A 19477-nucleotide genomic window follows, 5' to 3' on the forward strand; every position below is an offset into this window, starting at 1 on the left:
GCAAAGCGGGTGGCGGACGAGCGGACCGGGCGGGGGCGGGGCGGCTCAGGCCTGGGTCAGCGGCTTCACCCACCGCCGCCAGTGGTCCTCGCGCCGGTACCCGGCCGCCGACCACGCCCGGTGGGCCCGTTCGTTCGACTCCAGCACCATGGCGTCGCCGCGCCGGCCGTCCACGGCCAGGAAGCGCCGCTCGGCCGCGTCGAGCAGCGCCGTCGCGACCCCTCGGCGGCGGTACGAGGGGAGCACCGCGAGCCGGTACAGCGAGCACCGCCAGCCGTCGTAGCCGGCGATCACCGAGCCCACCAGGAGGCCGCCGGACTCCGCGAGGAGGAGCGCCTGCGGATCGCGTCGGACGAGGCGGGTCACGCCGTCCACGTCGTCCGTGATGGAGGTGCCCTCCGCCGCCTCGCGCCAGAAGGCGAGTACGTCCTCGGCGTCGTCCGGTACGGCCGTGCGTATCTCTACGTCGATCATGCCCGCGAGCCAAGCACGGAACGGCAGCGGGCCGCCACGGGCTTTCGGAGTCCGAGACGTGGCACCGCGTCGGCCGGGGCGCGCCGGCGGCAGGCTCTCCCGGTCCCAAGCGCCTGCCTCAGTCGAACGCGATGTCCCCGGACCGCGGCGGGACGGCGTCGAGCGCGGCGAGGCTCGCCTCGTCGAGGGTGATCGCTCCCGCGTCGACATTCGCCTCCAGATGGCCGGGGTCGGCCGTGCCGGGGATCAGCAGCAGGTTCGGGGCGTGATGGAGCAGCCAGGCCAGGCCGATCTGTGCGGGGGTGGCCGCCAGGTCGCGGGCGGCGGCGATCACGGCGGGCTCGTCGGTCACCTTCGGCAGACCGGCGAAGGCGCTGCCGAGCGGGAAGAACGGCACCCAGGCGATGTCCTCCGCCAGGCACAGCCGGAGCAGGTCCTCGTCGTCGCGGGTGAGCAGGCTGTACGCGTTCTGTACGCAGGCGATGCCCGCGGGCAGGGCTCGGCGCAGTCCGTCGGAGGTGACACCGCTGAGACCGAGCGCACCGATCTTGCCTTCGTCGCGCAGGGCGGTCAGCGTGGCGAGCTGGTCATCGAGGCCGACGACCTGGTCGCCTTCGGCGCGCAGCCCGGGGCCGGTGTCCAGGCGGCGCAGATTGACGAGCGGGATCTGTTCGAGCCCGAGAGCGGCCAGATTGTCCTCGACGCCGGCCCGAAGCTGTTCAGGGCGCTGCGCGGGGCGCAGGGGAAGAGGGCCGTCGGGGTCGGGGTCGGCGCCGACCTTGCTGACCACCATGACGTCGTCCTCGGGGCGAATGGCCTCGCGGATCACGTCGTTGACGAAGCCGTGGCCGTAGAACTGGGCGGTGTCGATGTGGTCGATGCCCAGCTCGACGCCGCGGCGCAGGAGCGCCACGGCTGCCGCGCGGTCGTCCCGCAGGCGTTCGAGCTGCATCGCGCCGAAGCCGATGCGGGAGACGGTGCGGCCCGCGAGCCGTCCGGGCCCTCCGGCACGGCGCGCGCCGCAGGCCGTGTGCCGCAGAGATCGGGTGATAGCAGCCATGACGGTCCCGTTCTCGTGAGACGATGGATTAAACGGAGTGGCTCCGTTTAGCCAACCTAGCAGTAACCGGAGGTTCTCCGCTTTGTCAGCGCCCGAATCCTCGGCCACGGGCCGCGGCGCGGCATCCGGCCGCCCGGTACGCGCCGACGCGCGGCGGAACCGCGACAGGATCCTCGCCGTCGCCCGTACCGCCTTCGCCTCGACACCCGAAACCGTTCCCCTCGACGCGATCGCCCGCGAGGCCGGTGTCGGCATCGGCACGCTCTACCGCCACTTCCCGACCCGCGAAGCGCTCGTGGAAGCCCTGTACGCCGCGGAACTGGACGAGGTCGTCTCCAGCGCCCCCGCGCTGCTCGCCGACCTGCCGCCCGAAGCCGCGCTCCGCGCATGGATGGACCGGTACGCGGCGTTCTTCGAGGTCAAGCGCGGCATGTCCGCCACGCTCCGCGCAGGCTGGGCGTCCGGCAGCATCGCCACACCCGCGACGCGGGAACGGATCACGGCGGCCATCGCGGAAATCCTCGACAGCGGTGCGCGGTCCGGCTCGCTGCGCGCGGACATCGAGCCGGAGGACGTCACGCTGATGCTCCTCGGCGTCTTCCTCGCCACGACCGCGGGCGACGCGCCCCAGAGAGTCGGTCAGCTCCTCGACCTGGTCGTTGACGCACTCCGGCCCCCCGCCGGGAGCCGTAACGGATAGGAGGCCGATGCGTCGCGCGGACGGGCCAGGCGCCGCGCGGCCCGCTCTGCGGGCGCACGACGGGAATTCGACGACAGGTCCTAGCTCCCCTTCAGCTCCTCGATCACCGGCGCGAACGCCTCCATCGAGGGGCCCAGCACGGTGATGTACGAGAAGCCGTAGCGCTCGCGGTGTTCGCGGAGCTGTTCGGCCATCTGCGTGGTCGTGCCGAACAGGAACGTCGGGACGTGCAGGGCCTGTTCCTCGTCCACGCCGATGTTGTGCCCGGCGATCTCGCGCGCCACGGCGCGCCGGTCGTCGGTGCCCCTGACCTGCTGGACCAGGATGTTCAGCTCGGCCGGCCGGGTACGGTCCGCGGCGGCCTTGCGGTAGACGGCGAGTGTGTCGTCGAGCGCGTCCGGCGTCAGGAGTTCGAGGGTGCCGTCCGGCTTGCCGGGGGCCGCCCGGCCGCCGGCGAAGGCCACGATGTCCGCGTGCCGGGCGGCGAGCCGCAGCATGCGCGGGCCGTTGCCGCCGATCAGCAGTGGCGGGCGGGGCTGCTGGACCGGCTTGGGCGCGTGCTCCGGGTCGCCCAGGAGGCGGTCCAGCTCCTCGATCGTACGCACCAGGTGGTCCACCCGCTCGCGGGGCGATCCCCAGGGCAGGCCCGCCGTGTCGTGTTCGGCGCGTACGTAACCGGTGCCCAGGCCGAGTTCGAGCCGGCCGTCGGTGAGGAGGTCGGTGGTGGCCACCTCGCGGGCGAGCAGCGCCGGGTTCCAGAAGCCCGCGTTGAGGACGAAGGTGCCCAGGCGCGGGCGCTCGGTCACCTCGGCGGCGGCGATCAGGGCGGGGAACGGCGCGGGCATCCCGAGGTGGTCCGGTACGAGCACCACGTCGTATCCCAGGTCCTCGGCGCGGCGGCACTTCTGCCGCCACTCGGCCCCCGACTCGATGGTGAGCATGTTGACGCCGAAGCGGAACGGACGTGCCATGAGGCCCCCTTGGATACGTGCACCCGGCTCGGGGCGGGTGCACGGTCGACGCGTGGTCCGGACAGTCGGTGAGTCTACGTACGGTCCCTCATGTGCGTACGGTCCCTCATGAACGTGCGGCCACCCATGTAGGTACAGTCACCCATGTACGTACAGCCACCCATGTACGTACGGTCACTCGTGCGCGATGGCGGCCAGCACGTTGAGCCGGGACGCCCGCAGCGCCGGCAGCAGTGCCGCCAGCAGCCCGACCAGTACGGATCCGATCACCACCGCGGCCACCGTGGACCACGGAATCGCGAACGCCGTCAGCCCCTCCAGCGCCAGCACCCGTTGCGTGGCGGCTCCCCAGACCAGGCCGAGCCCGAGGCCGAGCAGCGCGCCGAACACGGCGATCACCACCGACTCCAGCCGGATCATCCGGCGCAGCTGCTTCCTGGACAGGCCGACGGCGCGCAGCAGCCCGATCTCACGGGTACGCTCCACGACGGACAGGGCCAGGGTGTTGACCACCCCCAGCACCGCGATCACGATGGCCAGCCCCAGCAGCCCGTACAGCAGATTCAGCAGCCCTTGGATCTGTCCGCTGACCAGCTGCTTGTAGTCGGCCCGGTCGTTGACCTGGACCTGCGGGAACGGCTTGAGCGTCCGCTCCAGGTCCGCCCGCAGCCGCTGCGGATCGACGCCGTCCGCGGCGTTCACGTACACCGCGGAGTCCTGGCCGCGCGGCACGTACTTCGCCAGAGTGGCCATCCCCATGAAGACGCCCCCTTGGGCCGCGGGTCCGGAACCGGAGTCCGCGGTGAGCGCGCCGACGGTGAACCGGGCGGGCCGCCCCGACGGCAGCACCGCGTCCAGCGTGCTGCCCACCCGCAGACCGTGCTCCCGCGCGAATTTCTCCTGTACACCGACCCGGCCGGGCGCCAGTGCCGCCGCCGTGCCGCCTGCCGCGTAGGTCACCTTGCCCACCGCGTCGAAGTCCCGGTCGAAGGCGCCCGCCACGGTCGTCACCGTCCGGCCGTCGGGCAGGTGCAGCCGCAGCGGGACGATCCGCTGGCGTACGACCGTGCCCACGCCCGGTGTCGCCCGCACCCGGTCGGTGACCTCCCCGGAGAACGGCGCGAACGACGTGTTCTGTACGACGAAGTCCGCGCCCAGCGTCCGGTCGATCTGCCGGTCGACCGACGCGGCGGCCGACGCCCCGGCCACCGACAGCCCGGCCACCAGCGCCAGCCCGACCATCAGGGCCGCCGCCGTCGCACCCGTACGGCGGGGATTGCGCAGCGCGTTGCGGCGGCCCATCCGGCCGACCGCGCCGAACGCGGGCTCCAGTCCGCGTCCGAGCAGCCGGATCACCGGGCGCACCAGCAGCGGCCCCGCGACCACCACGGCCACCAGCGTCAGCAGCACGCCGAGCGCCAGCAGTGTCCCGGCGAGCGCCGTCCGGGTGCTCAGCGCGCAGCCCACGAGGGCGGCCGCGCCCGCGGCGCCCACCAGGGACCCCGCGATCGCGCGGTCGCGCAACGGCCGCCCGGCGCCCGGGACTTCCGCGTCGGCGAGGGCGGCCATCGGGGAGACCCGGCCCGCCCGCAGCGCGGGGAGCAGGGCGGCGACGAAGGTCACGCCCACCCCGACGATGTACGCGACGACCACGGTCGGCCAGTTCAGCACCAGGTCCGCCGTGTTCAGCCGGAGCCCGAACCAGCCCAGCGCGACGACCAGCAGCACCGCGAGCCCGACACCCGCCGCGAGCCCCACCGTGGCACCGAAGACGCCCAGCAGCAGCGCCTCCAGCAGCACCGAGCGGCGCACCTGGCGGCGGTCCGCGCCGAGCGCCCGCAGCAGGCCCAGTTCCCGGGTGCGCTGCGCGATCAGCATCGAGAAGGTGTTGACGATGAGGAAGACGCCGACGAGGACGGCGACGCCCGCGAAGCCCACCATCATGTACTTCAGGATGCTGAGGAAGTCGCCCAGCTCCTCGGCCTGGCTCTTCTTCTGCTCGTCGCGCGTGCGGATGTCGTACGCGGCGGCGCCGGAGCCCAGCGCGGCGCCGATCCGGCTCTTGAGCACGCTGTCCGGGACGCCGGGCGCGGCGTCCACGGAGATTCCGGTCGCCTTGGCCGTACTGCCCAGCAGGCCGCGCTGCGCGGCCCTGGTCTCCAGGAAGACCAGCGAGGCGCCCGGGTTGGTGGTGGTGAAGGTGGCGATGCCGACGACGCGTACGGAGAACGTGCCCGGCGGGGCGATCACGTGCAGGGTGTCGCCGATCCGGATGCCCTTCCGGTCGGCGGAGTCGCGGTCGAGCATCGCCTCGCCGGCACCGCGCGGCGGCCGGCCGCTGGTCACCTGCACCGGACTGTGCTCGCTCGGATACCAGGCGGCGACGATGGACGAGGCGTTCTGCGTCGGCCCCACCGGCTGGTTGCGGGCGTCGGTGACGGTGGTCCGGTTCAGCGAGACGTCGAGGTGCGCGCCCGCCACCCCCTCCACGCCGGCCACCCGGGCCCGCAGGGCCGCCGGTACGGTCGGGGTCTCCGCCGAACCGATGCCGCCCGGCGCGTCGAAGTCCTGCCGCGGCGCGATCCGTACGTCCGAGGCGGTCGAGGCGAAGAGCCGGTCGAAGGTGGCGCCCGTCGTGTCGGAAAAGATCAGGCTGCCCACCACGAACGCCACCGAGAGCACCACGGCGAGGGCGGAGAGCAGCAGCCGTCCTTTGTGCGCGAAGAAGCTCCGGAGCGTGGCGCGTAACACGGCGGGTCAGCCGTTCCGCGGTGCATCGGGGGAGGAGGCGGGGCCGGTGGGCGGATCGGTCGCGGGGCGGGGAGCGGTGGGTGGTTCGGAGTCGGAGTCGGAGTCGGGGTCGGGGTCGGGGGCGGGGTTGGAGTCGGCGTTGGGGCTGGGGCCGGCACCGGTTGCAGGAAGGGGCTGGGCGGCCTTCGGGCCCGTGGCAAAGATCTGCATCCGTTCCAGTACGGATTCCGCCGTGGGCCGCGCCATCTCGTCCACGATCCGGCCGTCCGCCAGGTAGAGCGCGCGGTCGGCGTGGGCCGCGGCGTTCGGGTCGTGGGTGACCATCACGACCGTCTGCCCGAGCCCGTCCACCGCCTCCCGCAGGAACTGGAGCACCTCCAGGCCGGAGCGCGAGTCCAGGTTGCCGGTCGGCTCGTCCGCGAAGATCAGGTCGGGGCGGGCGGCCAACGCCCGCGCGCACGCCACCCGTTGCTGCTGTCCGCCGGAGAGCTGGGAGGGCCGGTGCCGCAACCGGTCGCCCAGCCGCAGTGTGCTGATGACCTCGCGCAGCCACTCCCGGTCCGGTTTGCGGCCCGCGATGTCCATGGGCAGCGTGATGTTCTCCTCGGCGGTCAGCGTCGGCAGCAGGTTGAACGACTGGAACATGAAGCCGACGTGGTCCCGGCGCAGTCGGGTCAGCTGCCGGTCGTTCAGGCCCGTGATCTCCCGCTCGCCCAGCCACACCCGGCCCGCGGACACCGTGTCCAGGCCCGCCAGGCAGTGCATCAGCGTGGACTTCCCCGAGCCGGAGGGCCCCATCACCGCCGTGAACCGCCCCCGCCCGATCGACACGTCGACGCCGTCCAGCGCCACGACCCGGGCCTCGCCCATCCCGTACGTCTTGACCAGTGACACCGCCCGCGCGGCCGTCTCGTGGCCGCCCGCTGCGCCCTTCGCCGTATCCGCGACCGATGTGGACACGTCAGCCTCCCGACGTCGGCCCCGTGCCGGCACGGGGCGGCAACTCCCGCGTGGCCCCCGACAGTAGGGCAGCATCCATCGCCCCGGAATCCCTCTACGGGCCACCTCCCCGGCCCCGGCTCTCGTTCCGCCGGAGGAGCGCAACCCTGATGATCCGCGTGTGCGCCGGGGCGGGAGGCCGGGGCGAGGGGTACGGGAGTGCCCCTTCGCCCCGCCTCACGGTGTCACGATGCGCTCCACCGCGGCCTCGACGAGCCGGTCGCGTTCGGCCTCCGAGAAGACCCCCGGCAGCGTGAGCTGTTCGACGATGAGCCAGTTGAACGCCAGGTACAGCAGCCGGACAGCCGTCGCGTCGCCGGGCAGGCCGGATTCCTCGTGGTAGGCCACGTTCGCGTCCACGTCGGCACGGACGCGCTCGGTCAGCACGGCACGCAGGCCGGGGCGCCGGGTGGCTTCGAGGCGCAGTTCGAGCAGCGCCAGGTAGCCGGTGCGGAAGGAACTGATCCGGCCGATCAGCTCCCGCATCAGCTGCGCGTACGTCTCCCGGTCCGGCGTGCTCGCCCGCTGCCGGGCGATGGTGGCCTCGTCGGGCTGCAGCCGTTCGTAGACCCGGGCGCCCGCCTGGGTGAGCAGGTCGTCGCGGTTGGCGAAGTAGTTGGAGGCCGTGCCGGCGGGGACGGCGGCTTCGGTGTCCACCGCCCGGAACGTCAGCCCCCGCGCGCCCTCCTTGGCCAGCACCTCGATCGCGGCGTCGACCAGGGCGGCCCTCCGCTCGTCGTTCCTGCGCGCCATTGACACCACTCCATTCGTAGTACTAAGTTCAAACCACTGTAAGCAGAGTACTACGGGTGGAGTTATTCTTATGCGCAAGCTCGTCTACTACGTCGCCGTCACCCTCGACGGCCGCATCGCGGGCCCCGGCGGTGAATTCGACTTCTACCCCGTGGGCGACGCGGAGCAGGCCGCCGCCTACTCCGCGTGGGTCAACGCCCGCCACCCCGAGACCGTCCCCACCGCCATGCGCGCCGCCCACGGCCTGGCCGACGCGCCCAACGTCCGCTTCGACACGGTGGTGATGGGCCTCGGCACCTACCGCCCCGCGCTGGACGCGGGCCTGACCAGCCCGTACGCGCACCTGCGCCAGTACGTGGTGTCGAGCACCCTCCCGCAGGACGTCGATCCGGCCGTGACCGTGGTCCGCGCGGACCCGCTCGCGCTGGTCCGCGGCCTCAAGCGGGAGGAGGGCCGGGACATCTGGCTGTGCGGGGGCGGGCGGCTCGCCGGGGAACTGTTGCCGGAGATCGACGAACTGATCATCAAGAGCTATCCCGTGGTCGCGGGGGCCGGGGTCCCGGTGTTCGACGGTGGGTTCACGCCCACGGACTTCGCGGTGGCCGAGCGCACCTCCTTCGCCAACGACGTCACCATCACCCGCTTCACCCGGCGCTGAGAGCCGTACGGGCAGTGTGATCGGCTCGGGCGGTACGGGTGGGCACCGGATCGTTGAACTTCACCTCCGGGTAGGTCCTGCTCGGTCCGTCGAGCAGCGGCTGCGGTATGTGGCGCAGGTGCAGGTCGAAGAAGGCGGCCACGTAGGACCGGGTGATGGCGGCCGAGCGCTTGCCGGACAGGGCGGGCCGCGGGGCCGTGGGGTCCGCTCCGGTGATCGGGAAGCCGAGCTGGTCGCCGAGGACGGGCGCGTCGCTGAAGCTGTAGTGGTCGGCGCCCGCGACCGTCAGCCAGCGCTTCCACCCGTCCAGACGGCTCCACGTCAGGTCCCAGGTCTTGTCCCTGCCGCCGGGGCGGTGGATCCCGTCGTCGGCGCCCAGCATGAGGAAGGGGCGGGAGCCGAGGCCGTCGGCCGGTACGGGGTCCCCGAACGCGCCGTCCAGGTTGAGGCCCGCCCGTATACGGTGATCGCCCGCCATGGCGGAAGCGGCGCTCGCACCGCCGAGCGAGTGGCCTGCCATGCCGATGCGCTTGCCGTCGATCATGTGCGCGTACCGCCAGGAGGGGTGCCGGCCGGTGAGCCGGTCAAGGATGAACGCGACGTCCTTGGCCCGGCCTTGCGTCGCGTACCGGGTGCCGCCCTCCATGCCGGCCACCTTCTCGCAGGCCGCGCAGGTCAGCGTCCGGCCGCCGGGGAACGTCGTCCCGATGCTCTCGTAGGCGTGATCGACGGTGGCGACGACGTAACCGCGACTGGCGAGGTCTTCCGCGAGGCCGGTGAGGGAGTAGCGGGAGGCGCCGAAACCGGGGGAGAGGACGAGCAGCGGGTACTTCCCGGCCGCCGGGCGGGCGCCCGTGCGGCTGTGGACGGCCGTGTCGCTCAGCCTTTCGGGCTCGACCTTGCCCTCCAGGCCCGCCTGCTTGAGCAGCAAGCGGGTCTCCTCGGTGGTGGCATACCGCGCGGGCGCGCCCGTACCGCGGCGGGCCGGGTAGTACATGTCGACCATCAACTCCCGGGCCTTCGCCGTCGGCACCCAGGGGTCGGGGCGGCTGTGGTCGGTGAGCGGCAGTGTGGTGCGGCCGACCGCATACGGCCCGGTGGGCGCGGGGAGCTGTAACGGCGTGGCGGCGTTGGTGTCCGCGGCGGGCGCAGCGGCAGGTACGGTGGCCGACGGTGCGGCCCAGGCCGTACCGGCCGTGGCGGCGAGCGGCAGGGGGAGGCCGAGTGCGACGGCCAGAGCCAGGGCTCCGGCTCTCCGGGGAACTCTGATCATGTGAATGACGGTAGGTGCCGGTACCGGCCCGGCGCGTCAGCCTGTGGGTTGGTCCCAGGTGGCCGAAAGGCGTACCAAGGCTTACGGCGAACGGTAGTTGCGCTGAGGCTTCTGGTTGCAGTATTGAGACCGCGCTTCGGGGCGGGCGCTCCGCGCCCGCCCCACCGCCTACTCCTCCGCCCGCCGAGCCACCCCCACCACCGTCCACGGCAGTGCGGGACCGGGTCCGTGCCGCAGCAGACGGCCGCGCCGGTACGGTCCGATCTCGAAGCCCGCCGCCCGAATCTCGCCCAGCGGGTCGCGCGCCAGGTGGCAGTTGCCCATGAGCAGCGGCCACACCGTACGGTCCAGGGCCCGCTGCACCGTGGCGGGCCCGTGCCGCCGGGAACGCCCGTGTTCCAGGAAGCGGAGTTCGCCGCCCGGCCGCAGCACCCGCCGCAGTTCCGACAGCGAGCGCTGAATGTCACGCACCGAGCACAGCACCAGCGACACCACCGCGGCGTCGAACGCCTCGCTCTTGACCGGCAGCGCTTCCGCGGTGGCCGGTACGACGTCCACCGGAATACCGGCGCGTGCCGCCTCGGTCAGGGCCCGGCGCCGTAACGTGCGTTCGGGCTCGACCGCGACCACTTCCGCCACGGTACGGGGATAGTGGGCGAAGTTCGGGCCCGTACCGGCGCCGATCTCGATCACCCGGCCCGAGAGCCCGGCCAGCATCTCGCGCCGCACGCCCGCGAGTCCGGCGCGGTGGTCCGCGAAACACGCGTACCAGTGGGCGAAGACCGGGTGGTGCACGATGGCCCGCTCGACTGTCCTGCGGTCTGGCATGGCTGGGTCCCTTCACCGGACGACGTTCGCCGGTTCGAGTGTCCGCCCTTGCCGTGCCGCGGTACCACCGTGGGAGCGCGATGCGGTGCCGGGGACCGGGAAGCGCCGTGCGGCGGGTTACGCGGTGCCGCCGAGCGCGGGCGCCAGCCAGACCGGTGCCCGCGTACGGAACTCCTCGGGCGCCAGGCTTCCCGCTCCCTCCGGGATACGGCCCAGGAGCGGCGCGCCGGCCGCCTCGGGGAAGTCGTCGAGATTGCAGCGGGCGGCGAGACCCGGCCGCGCGGGCCAGCTGCCGACCACGATTCCCGGCGAGTCGATGCCGTACGACCGCAGGGCGAGCGCGGTCAGCGCCACCGCGTTGAGCGCCCCCAGACCGGCCTGCGCCACCACCAGCACAGGGGCCCCGGCCAGGCGCGCCGCGTCGGCGAGGGTCGAGCCCTCGTCGTCGAACCGCACGAGCAGGCCGCCCGCGCCCTCGACCAGGACGAGGTCGTGCGAGGCCGCCAGTTTGGCCGCGGCCTCGGCGATCTCCTCGGGGCGCACCGGCGGCAGCCCGGCGCGGCGGGCCGCGGTCGCGGGGGCCAACGGTTCGGGGTAGCGGGCCAGTTCCGCCGTGGTGACGCGCGGGCCCGCGAGCCGTACGACGTCCGCGGTGTCGCCGGGCTCGTGCGCGGCGACACCCGTCTGGGCGGGTTTGAGCACGGCCACGGAACGGCCCTGACCGAGGGCCGTGGCGGCGAGCGCCGCCGTGGTCACGGTCTTCCCGATCTCCGTGCAGGTTCCGGTAACGAACAGCACCGGCATGAGTGTTCTTTCTCCTGTCGTCTCGTCGAGGTCGGCTGTCGCCGTGCCGGGCGCCCGGAATGCCGGTCCTCGCGCGTGCATTCCCGCGCCCGGCCCTCTCAGCTCTCCCGGGCCACCGCGCACACCGCCGCGCAGATCCGTGCGATGTCCTCGTCCCCGGTGATGTACGGCGGCATCGTGTACACCAGGTCGCGGAACGGGCGCAGCCACACGCCCTCCCGGGCCGCGGCCCGGGTCGCGGACGCCATGTCCACCTCGTGGCCGAGCTGGACGATGCCGATCGCGCCCAGCACCCGTACATCCCGTACGCCTTCGAGGGCCGCGGCACCGGCGAGCCCGTCCCGCAGGCCGGCCTCGATCCGCTTGACCTCACGGGCCCAGTCCTGGGACAGCAGCAGGTCCACCGAGGCGTTGGCGACCGCGGCGGCCAGCGGGTTGCCCATGAAGGTCGGGCCGTGCGCGAGCACCGGCACCTCGCCCCGGGAGATCCCGTCCGCCACCTCGGCGGTGCACAACGTCGCGGCCATGGTGAGGTATCCGCCGGTCAGCGCCTTGCCCACACACATCACGTCGGGCGTGACGCCCGCGTGCCCGGCGGCGAACAGTGAACCCGTACGGCCGAAGCCGGTGGCGATCTCGTCCAGAACGAGCAGCACGCCGTGTTCGTCGCAGGCCTCGCGCAGCACCCGCAGATAGCCGGGGGAGTGGAAGGACATACCGCCCGCGCCCTGGACCACCGGCTCCACGATGACCGCCGCCAGCTCGTCGGCGTGCCGGGCGATCAGGTCGCGCAGCTGCGCCTCGTAGGCCGGGTCCGGCGGGGCGTCGAAGCCCGGCGGTGGCGCGTCCGCGAACAGCTGCCGGGGCAGGGCGCCCTGCCACAGCCCGTGCATGCCGCCCTCCGGGTCGCACACCGACATCGGCTGCCAGGTGTCGCCGTGGTAGCCGCCGCGCCAGGTCATCAGCCGCTGCTTGCGGGGCCGGCCGACCGAGCGCCAGTACTGGAGGCACATCTTCACGGCGACCTCGACCGACACCGATCCGGAGTCGGCGAGGAAGACGTGCTCCAGGCCGTCCGGAGTGATCTCCACCAGCCGGGCGGCGAGCCGCACGGCGGGCTCATGGGTGAGCCCGCCGAACATCACATGGCTCATCCGGTCCAGCTGGCCGCGGGCGGCCTCATTGAGCACAGGGTGGTTGTATCCGTGCACCGCCGACCACCAGGAGGACATTCCGTCCACCAATTCGGTCCGGCCCTCGACGGGTTCGGCCAACCGCAGTCGTACGCCGGATGCCGACGCGACGACCAGCGGATCGGTCCGGCCGGGCATCGGGCCGTACGGATGCCAGACGTGCTGCCGGTCGAGCGCCCGCAGTTCGGGGGCGGACAGCGGGCCGGACAGCTGGGCGGGCTCAGGCATTCGGCGGCAGCTCCGTACCCGCGCCCCGGCGGCGGACGGCGACCAGGTCCGTACGGGCCTCACCGGCGGCCGACGCGTCGGCGTCAGCCCGTGCGCCGTCCCCTGCGACCGCTTCCGCCGCGCCGTCGCCGTCCCCGCACGGCCCACAGCCACCGCCCCCGTGCCCGCCGCAGCCCCCGCCCGCGAGCGCGTCCGCACGGTGCTCCGGCAGCGTGGTGGTATCCGTGCCCTCCACCTCGAAGCCCGCGTCGGCGATCATCGCCAGGTCGTCCTTGCCGGCCTGGCCCTCGCTGGTCAGGTAGTCACCCAGGAAGATGGAGTTGGCCAGGTGCAGGGCGAGCGGCTGCAGGGAGCGCAGGTGCACCTCGCGACCGCCGGCGAGCCGTACCTCGACGTCGGGGCAGACGAAGCGGACCATCGCCAGGATGCGCAGCGCGCGCTGGGGCGTGAGGTTCCACTCCTTGGCCAGAGGGGTGCCCTCGAACGGGATCAGGAAGTTCACCGGGACCGAGTCCGGGTCCAGCTCGCGCAGTGCGAACACCACGTCCACCAGGTCCGCGTCGCTCTCGCCCATGCCCGCGATCAGGCCGGAGCAGGCGGACAGGCCCGCCGCCTGCGCCTGGTGCACCGTGTCGACCCGGTCGGCGTAGGTGTGGGTGGTGGTGATGTCCCCGTAGGTGGCCTCGGAGGTGTTGAGGTTGTGGTTGTAGGCGTCCGCGCCCGCGGCCCGCAGCCGGGCCGCCTGCCCCTCCGAGAGCAGGCCCAGGCACGCGCACACCTCGACGCCCTCGTTCTGCTCCTTGATGGCGGCGATGGTCTGCGACACCCGGTCCACGTCCCGGTCCGTCGGCCCCCGGCCGCTGGCCACGATGCACACCCGCTTGGCGCCGCCGGCCACCCCGGCCGCGGCGGCCTCGGACGCCTCCTCCGGCTTCAGCCAGGTGTACTTGAGGATCTCCGCCTTGGACCCGAGCCGCTGGGAGCAGTACGAGCAGTCCTCCGGGCACAGCCCGGACTTCAGGTTGACCAGGTAGTTCAGCTTCACCCGCCGCCCGAACCACCGGCGGCGCACCTTTCCGGCCGCGGCCACCACGTCGAGCAGGTCGTCGTCGGACGTCGCCAGTACGGCGAGCGCCTCTTCGCGGGTCGGCGATTCGCGCCGCAGCCCCTTGTCCACCAGCGTTGTCAGCAGATCCATGGCGCTGATCCTGACGTACGGCCACTGCCCGCGACCATGGAGGAACCCAACAACGGCGCTCTTTCGGGGTGTGTGCATGGCCACACCGTAAGACCGCGTAACGACCGCTAACGTCTATCGACAGCCCACAAACGCGAAGGAAACCGATGCACCAGGACGATCCCGTTCCGCCGGCGCCCCGCGGCGGGCCGCCACCGCCTCACGACGTGCCGGTGGAGCCGGTCGCGGCCCGCCGCGGCACCGGCGCGCGGACCGCCGCCTTCGGCTGGATCGACACGGCCCGCGAACAGCGCCGCCGGGCGGGCCTCGTCCGTACCCTCCGGCCGCGGCCGGTCGAGTCGCCGCTGCTGGACCTGGCGAGCAACGACTACCTCGGACTGGCCCGGCACCCCGAGGTCACCCGCGGCGCCGCGCAGGCCGCGCACCGCTGGGGCGCGGGCGCCACCGGCTCCCGTCTGGTGTCCGGCAGCACCGAGCTGCACGCCCGCCTGGAGGCCGAACTCGCCGATTTCTGCGGCTTCGAGGCCGCCCTCGTGCTGTCCTCCGGCTACGCGGCCAACCTCGCCGCCGTCACCGCCCTCGGCGGCCACGGCAGCCTGATCGTCTCGGACGCGGGCAACCACGCCTCGCTCATCGACGGCTGCCGGCTCGCCAGGGCCCGGACCGTCGTGGCTCCGCACGCCGACCCCGACGCGGTACGCAAGTCACTGGACGGGCATGACGGCCCGGCGCTCGCCGTCACCGACGCCGTTTTCTCGGTGGACGGCGACGCCGCGCCGCTGCGGTCCCTCGCCGAAGTCTGCCGGGCACAAGGCGCGGCCCTGCTCGTCGACGACGCGCACGGGCTGGGCGTGCTCGGCGACGGGGGGCGCGGCGCGCTGTACGCGGCCGGGCTGGCCGGGGACGCGGACGTGGTCGCCACCGCGACGCTGTCGAAGTCCCTCGGCAGCCAGGGGGGCGTGGTCCTCGGACCGGCCCGGGTCATCGAGCACCTGGTCAACACCGCGCGGACCTTCATCTTCGACACCGGACTCGCCCCCGCGGCGGCCGGCGGGGCCCGCACGGCGCTGCGGCTGCTGCGCCGCGAGCCGGAGCGCGCGAGCCGGGCGCGCGAGGTGGCGGACGAACTCCACGAGCGGCTCACCGCCGCCGGGCTGACGGCCGCCCGCCCGGACGCCGCCGTGGTGTCCGTACGGGCGCCCTCGCCGGAACAGGCCGTCCGGTGGGCCGCGGACTGCCGCGACGCGGGCCTCCTGGTCGGCTGCTTCCGCCCGCCGTCCGTACCCGACGGCATCTCCCGGCTCCGGCTGACCGCCCGCGCGGACCTGACCCCGCGGCAGACACGGGAAGCGGTCCGCACGATCCTGCGGACCGCGCCCGGGGCCTGAGAGGTTTTCGTACGGCGGACCGGCTCACCCCGCCTCGGCGAAGGCGAAGCCGTGGTTGGCCAGCCCGCCGACGAAGGTCGTCCAGGCGGCGGAGGTGAACAGCAGGGCCGGGCCCGCGGTGTTCTTCGAGTCGCGCACCGCGAGCAGCCCGGGGCCGATACGGGCCGTCTCCACGCAGTTGTTCATCCCGGTGCTGCGGCTGCTGCGCCGCCACCGGACGCCGGGCGGAACGGTGCGGGGCCGGGCGTGCCCGGACGGGACTGACATGGTGCCTCCTCAGACGCCGGTGCCGGCCCATGAGGTATCGGCGGCCCGGGCGATGAATTCCGCTGACTTCTCGCAGGAGAGGGCGCGCCCCCGCAGCGTGTCGAACGCATCGCTGTACGCCCTGAGGTCCTCTTTACGCTCCAAGTAGAGGCTACTCGTCAAGTGGTCGAGAACAACCACATCCAAGTCAGAAGTGAGCGGAAAGGAGAAGATAACGAAAGGGCCGGTGATGCCGATGTGCACACCGGACGCGAAGGGCAGCACCTGCAGTCGCACATGCGGCCTTTGCCCCACGTCCAGAATGTGGCGGAGCTGGGCCGCCATCACCCGGGGCGAGCCGATCTCCCGCCGCAGCACCGCCTCGTCCAGCACCGCCCACAGCTCCAGCGGCCGCTCGCCCCGCAGCACCTCCTGGCGGGCCATGCGCACCTCCACCAGCTCGTCGACCTGCCGCGCGGGCAGGCCGGACAGCGTCGCGCGGGTCACCGTCCGCGCGTAGTCCGGCGTCTGGAGCAGCCCCGGCACCACCGTCGTCTCCAGCGTGCGCGCCCGCGACGCCCCGAACTCCAGGCTGATGAAGTCCCGGTACTCCGGCGGCAGCAGGTCGCGGTGCGTGTGCCACCAGCCCTGCCGACCGCTGCCGTCCTGCGCGCCGCCCCCGCACAGCGCCGCCAGCAGGGCGCGCAACTCCGCGTCCCGGACGCCGTACGCGTCCAGCAGCAGTTCGACATCGCCCGGTTTCGCCCCGCTGCGACCGGTCTCGATGCGGCTGACCTTGGACTGGTGCCACCCGACCCGGCGGGCCGCCTCGTCGCTGGTGAGTCCGGCGAGCGTCCGCTGACGCCGTAATTCGGCGCCCAGCTTGCGGCGGCGCACCACGGGCCCGTGCCCCATGCCGATTCCTCCGTTGCTGTCCGTGAGGCCATCCCCGTGCGCGCGCACCCGGCCCCGGTGGCCGATTCCGATCCGACAGTGTGCCGCGCAAATACGGTCTCGCGTAGCAGAGTTCACTGCTTCGGGCGACAGATATATGCACATCTTGGTGGATGACCCGTCACAGTCGCAGCATGAGTGGCAGTCTGGCGCACAGCAGCGGTCCGAGGCCGGAGACGAGGGTGCCGAAAAGACCGGAAAGCGACGGCGGCTTCCTCCGGCGGGCCGGTGTCGAGCCTCGGTGGGAAAGGGACGGGTCGCGATGGCAGACCACCAGGAATCCTCACTCACTCTGCCCAGCACACCGGCTTCGGTCGCCGAGGCTCGCAGGTACGTCACGGGCGTGCTCGCCGAATGGGGCCTGCCGGACCGGACGGAGACGGCCGACACCGTGCGTCTGATCGTCTCGGAGCTGGCCACCAACGCCGTGCAGCACACCTTCGGCCGGTCCCCGGCCTTCACCGTCGACGTCCGGCTCGACCGCGACGAGCGGCTGCGGATCGGTGTCACCGACGACCATCCGCGCTGGCCGAAGCGGCTGCCGGCGGCCGTCCAGCAGGACAACGGGCGGGGGATGGTGATCGTCCGCTTCCTCACGGCGGAGTCCGGAGGGCAGCTGACGGTCGAGCCGACGGAAACCGGGGGCAAGACGGTGTGCATCACGCTGCCATGGAAATCGTTTCTTCCCTAGCGAAGGCGCGGCATCTCACGGCTTGGTGAGGAAGCGCGGCCGGCGGCGGCGCCCTCCGCCGCATGCGCAGCCCACGCCGTCGTCCCGCACCTGCCGGTAGGTGGGACTGCTCTCCCGGCCGCAGCGGGAACAGCGGCACGGCCACGGCTCGTAGGCGCCGGGGCAGGGGACGAGCGGCGTGAGCCCGGCGGCGTACATGACGCGCTCGGCGACGGTGGCCGGTCCGGGGGCGGTGACCGGTCCAGGGATGGCTGGGGGCGGGGTGGCTTGGGGGACGGCCGAAGCCGTGGTTGCGGGAGGGGCGGTGATTACGGGAGGGACGGATGGGGCCGGGGGCGGCGCGAAACCGCCATGCGCGGGACCGCCCGCCACGCGACCGCCGTTCGCCGGGGTTCCGCCCATCGGCTCTCCGCCTGCCGGCTCTCCGCCCGCGGACACTCCGCCCACAAGATCGCCCGGATGCCACTGATGCAGGCAGGACGCGCACCACCACAGGAGCTCGCCGGCGCCGTAGACCCCCTCGTCCTCCCACAGCACGTCCGTGCTGCCGCAGGCCGGGCAGGGGGCGGCGGGGGAGCGGCGGCGCAGAAGTCCGCGCAGGTTCACGAGTCGGTCCTGGTGTGCGGGGGCTGGGGCAGGTGCGTGTGCATGGGTCTCCTCACGTGCTAAGGAGACTCCATCGGTTCGCCGCCGCCAAAGCAAGGACGACCAGGTCACAAAAGATTTCCACCGCGCGGTGTCCGCCGGCCTCCCGGGGTACCGCGGGGGTTCGCCGGGCCGGGCGGAGGGCTCTCAGGAGGACGAGTCGCGGACCGCGGGCTTGATGTGCCCGTTCCGGTGCCCCAGTACGCGGGGCAGCAGCGCCCACAGGCCGCCGCATGTCACCAGCGTCACGGAGCCCGCCGTCACACCCGCGCCGCGCCCCAGGACGACATCGACGACGAGCAGGACGGCACCGGCCAGCGCCAGCGCGAGCACCGCCATGCCGGCCGCCGTCAGTCGCGCCGAGACCTCCACGATCAGCCGCTTCGCGCGCCGCCGGAACAGCACCCGGTGCACCGCGGCCGGCGCCGTGAGCAGCAGCGTCGCCAGCACGGCCAGCAGCAACGTACCGACGTAGAAGCCGCGTTGCGTGGTGTCCAGGGACACGAAGCGCGGGGTGAAGGCCAGCGTCAGCAGGAACGCGAACAGGATCTGCACACCGGTCTGCAGGACGCGCAGTTCCTGGAGCAGTTCGCCGAAGTTGCGGTCGTAGCGCTCCAGGGGCGTCTCGTTGCGGTCCGCGCACACGGTGTAGCGGGCGGACCCGGACGGCTGGTGCGGTTCGGGCGTCGCGTTCCGGTCGTCGTCGGTGAAGGGGACCATTGTGGCCGGGTATCCACCGGCGCGTTGAACATTCCTGGCGCGTTCATGTACGTACGGGCGCCCTCGCGTGCGTACGGGTGCCGGAGTGCGTACCCGGGCACGGGGCCCCGGGGCGCACCCGGTCCCGTACGCACGCTCTTTCAGGACAGTTGCAGGCCGGCTACAGGACAACTCGGGACGGCCGCGTCAGCGGACCCGGCCGTACGAGACGCTGCGCGACCAGATGCGTTCCAGGCGCACCACGGTGCCCGGCTTGGGCGCGTGCCAGATCTTGCCGTTGCCCGCGTAGATGCCCACGTGGTAAATCCCCCGGCGCGAGTGGAAGAAGACCAGATCGCCGAGGCGGCGCGAGGACGCGGACAGGTGCCGGGTGCGGTTGTACTGGGCCGCCGCGGTGCGTGGCAGCCGCTTGCCGGCCCGTTTGAACGAGTACAGCGTCAGCCCTGAGCAGTCGAAACGGTACGGTCCGCTGGCCCCGTACTTGTACGGCGAGCCCTTCTTGGAGGCGGCTATCCGCAGCGCCGCCGCCGAGGTGGACGCGGCTTCCGCGTCCGCGGAGGCTCCAGGTACGACCAATGTTCCGCCGACCGTGGCGAGTGCGACGGCCGAGACCAGCCCGGCTCGCACCAGCAGGGGGGAAACGGTGGTACGCGCGCTCATGCGCAACCCTTCGTCAGCCGCCGACGAAGGAGTACCTGTCGGGTTCGGGCAGGCGAAGATGCCCGGTCGCGGTGGCGACTTCACCCCAAGGGCCCGTGCGGCCGCGGTGGCCGCCGGTCCCGTCGTGCTCGGGTCCTCCGCTCCTGCCGATCCAGGCGCATCGACCAGACGTCCGGTGCGGCGGCAGGATTGGGCGTCCGTCCGGACCGCCCCACCGCTGTGGCGGGGGCTTGTCGTCGGAGCGATCGTTGCGCAACCGGCGCCCGGATTCCGAGCAGAAACG

At 72.9% G+C, this 19477-nt stretch carries 19 protein-coding genes; 4 read left to right on the forward strand and 15 right to left on the reverse strand.

Annotation, left to right across the window (positions count from 1 at the left end):
- Positions 1–45: 45 nt before the first annotated feature.
- Complete coding sequence (locus IH45_RS0100645) at positions 46–474, reverse strand: GNAT family N-acetyltransferase (RefSeq protein ID WP_030659692.1); 429 nt, start codon at positions 472–474, stop codon at positions 46–48.
- Between the two features lie 118 nt (positions 475–592).
- Complete coding sequence (locus tag IH45_RS0100650) at positions 593–1534, reverse strand: aldo/keto reductase (RefSeq protein WP_030659694.1); 942 nt, start codon at positions 1532–1534, stop codon at positions 593–595.
- Between the two features lie 82 nt (positions 1535–1616).
- Here IH45_RS0100650 and IH45_RS0100655 point away from each other — a divergent pair, with 82 nt between their 5' ends.
- The gene (locus tag IH45_RS0100655; protein WP_030659696.1) at positions 1617–2234 is read left to right on the forward strand and encodes a TetR/AcrR family transcriptional regulator; all 618 of its coding nucleotides are present in this window, start codon (positions 1617–1619) and stop codon (positions 2232–2234) included.
- Positions 2235–2314: 80 nt separating this feature from the next.
- On the opposite strand, the gene IH45_RS0100660 is transcribed toward IH45_RS0100655, so the two are convergent.
- The 4 genes from IH45_RS0100660 to IH45_RS0100675 all read right to left on the reverse strand — a co-directional run bounded on the left by IH45_RS0100660 (position 2315) and on the right by IH45_RS0100675 (position 7708).
- Positions 2315–3205, reverse strand: a complete 891-nt coding sequence (locus IH45_RS0100660; protein ID WP_030659698.1) for an LLM class F420-dependent oxidoreductase — start codon at positions 3203–3205, stop codon at positions 2315–2317.
- Positions 3206–3379: 174 nt separating this feature from the next.
- Positions 3380–5956 carry an ABC transporter permease gene (locus IH45_RS0100665; protein ID WP_030659699.1) on the reverse strand — a complete coding sequence of 859 codons (2577 nt, stop codon included), beginning with the start codon at positions 5954–5956 and terminating at the stop codon, positions 3380–3382.
- A 6-nt stretch (positions 5957–5962) separates the two neighbouring features.
- On the reverse strand, positions 5963–6916 hold the full coding sequence (locus tag IH45_RS0100670; RefSeq protein ID WP_030659701.1) for an ABC transporter ATP-binding protein: 954 nt from the start codon (positions 6914–6916) through the stop codon (positions 5963–5965).
- 216 nt (positions 6917–7132) lie between these two features.
- Entirely contained in the window at positions 7133–7708 is a 576-nt protein-coding gene (locus tag IH45_RS0100675) for a TetR/AcrR family transcriptional regulator (RefSeq protein WP_030659703.1), read from the reverse strand.
- 70 nt (positions 7709–7778) lie between these two features.
- Here IH45_RS0100675 and IH45_RS0100680 point away from each other — a divergent pair, with 70 nt between their 5' ends.
- Entirely contained in the window at positions 7779–8366 is a 588-nt protein-coding gene (locus IH45_RS0100680) for a dihydrofolate reductase family protein (protein WP_030659705.1), read from the forward strand.
- Here the strand turns inward: IH45_RS0100680 and IH45_RS0100685 are convergent.
- The 5 genes from IH45_RS0100685 to bioB all read right to left on the reverse strand — a co-directional run bounded on the left by IH45_RS0100685 (position 8353) and on the right by bioB (position 13890).
- Positions 8353–9639 carry an alpha/beta hydrolase family protein gene (locus IH45_RS0100685; protein WP_050514411.1) on the reverse strand — a complete coding sequence of 429 codons (1287 nt, stop codon included), beginning with the start codon at positions 9637–9639 and terminating at the stop codon, positions 8353–8355. The genes IH45_RS0100680 and IH45_RS0100685 overlap by 14 nt on opposite strands.
- Before the next feature lie 168 nt (positions 9640–9807).
- Positions 9808–10467: a class I SAM-dependent methyltransferase gene (locus IH45_RS0100690; protein WP_030659710.1), complete on the reverse strand. Its 660-nt coding sequence runs from the start codon at positions 10465–10467 to the stop codon at positions 9808–9810.
- A 117-nt stretch (positions 10468–10584) separates the two neighbouring features.
- Complete coding sequence (gene bioD, locus IH45_RS0100695) at positions 10585–11271, reverse strand: dethiobiotin synthase (protein ID WP_030659712.1); 687 nt, start codon at positions 11269–11271, stop codon at positions 10585–10587.
- Between the two features lie 98 nt (positions 11272–11369).
- On the reverse strand, positions 11370–12692 hold the full coding sequence (locus IH45_RS0100700) for an adenosylmethionine--8-amino-7-oxononanoate transaminase (RefSeq protein ID WP_030659715.1): 1323 nt from the start codon (positions 12690–12692) through the stop codon (positions 11370–11372).
- Complete coding sequence (gene bioB / locus IH45_RS0100705; RefSeq protein ID WP_030659717.1) at positions 12685–13890, reverse strand: biotin synthase BioB; 1206 nt, start codon at positions 13888–13890, stop codon at positions 12685–12687. Before bioB ends, IH45_RS0100700 begins: the two co-directional genes overlap by 8 nt.
- 146 nt (positions 13891–14036) lie before the next feature.
- Here bioB and IH45_RS0100710 point away from each other — a divergent pair, with 146 nt between their 5' ends.
- Positions 14037–15278, forward strand: coding sequence for an 8-amino-7-oxononanoate synthase (locus IH45_RS0100710; protein WP_234440377.1), 1242 nt, complete (start codon positions 14037–14039; stop codon positions 15276–15278).
- A gap of 24 nt (positions 15279–15302) precedes the next feature.
- Here IH45_RS0100710 and IH45_RS0100715 read toward each other — a convergent pair whose 3' ends face one another.
- Positions 15303–15545, reverse strand: a complete 243-nt coding sequence (locus tag IH45_RS0100715) for a DUF397 domain-containing protein (protein WP_030659721.1) — start codon at positions 15543–15545, stop codon at positions 15303–15305.
- A 9-nt stretch (positions 15546–15554) separates the two neighbouring features.
- Positions 15555–16439, reverse strand: coding sequence for a helix-turn-helix domain-containing protein (locus tag IH45_RS0100720; protein ID WP_030659723.1), 885 nt, complete (start codon positions 16437–16439; stop codon positions 15555–15557).
- 301 nt (positions 16440–16740) lie between these two features.
- Between IH45_RS0100720 and IH45_RS0100725 the strand changes: the two genes are divergently transcribed.
- Complete coding sequence (locus IH45_RS0100725; RefSeq protein WP_030659725.1) at positions 16741–17169, forward strand: ATP-binding protein; 429 nt, start codon at positions 16741–16743, stop codon at positions 17167–17169.
- A 792-nt stretch (positions 17170–17961) separates the two neighbouring features.
- Here IH45_RS0100725 and IH45_RS0100730 read toward each other — a convergent pair.
- On the reverse strand, positions 17962–18534 hold the full coding sequence (locus IH45_RS0100730) for a DUF6328 family protein (RefSeq protein WP_030659727.1): 573 nt from the start codon (positions 18532–18534) through the stop codon (positions 17962–17964).
- 186 nt (positions 18535–18720) lie between these two features.
- Positions 18721–19194: a C40 family peptidase gene (locus IH45_RS0100735; protein ID WP_030659729.1), complete on the reverse strand. Its 474-nt coding sequence runs from the start codon at positions 19192–19194 to the stop codon at positions 18721–18723.
- Between the last annotated feature and the right edge of the window lie 283 nt (positions 19195–19477).

Origin of the sequence: Streptomyces rimosus subsp. rimosus, from assembly GCF_000720725.1 — a bacterium.
Classification (GTDB): domain Bacteria; phylum Actinomycetota; class Actinomycetes; order Streptomycetales; family Streptomycetaceae; genus Streptomyces; species Streptomyces rimosus_A.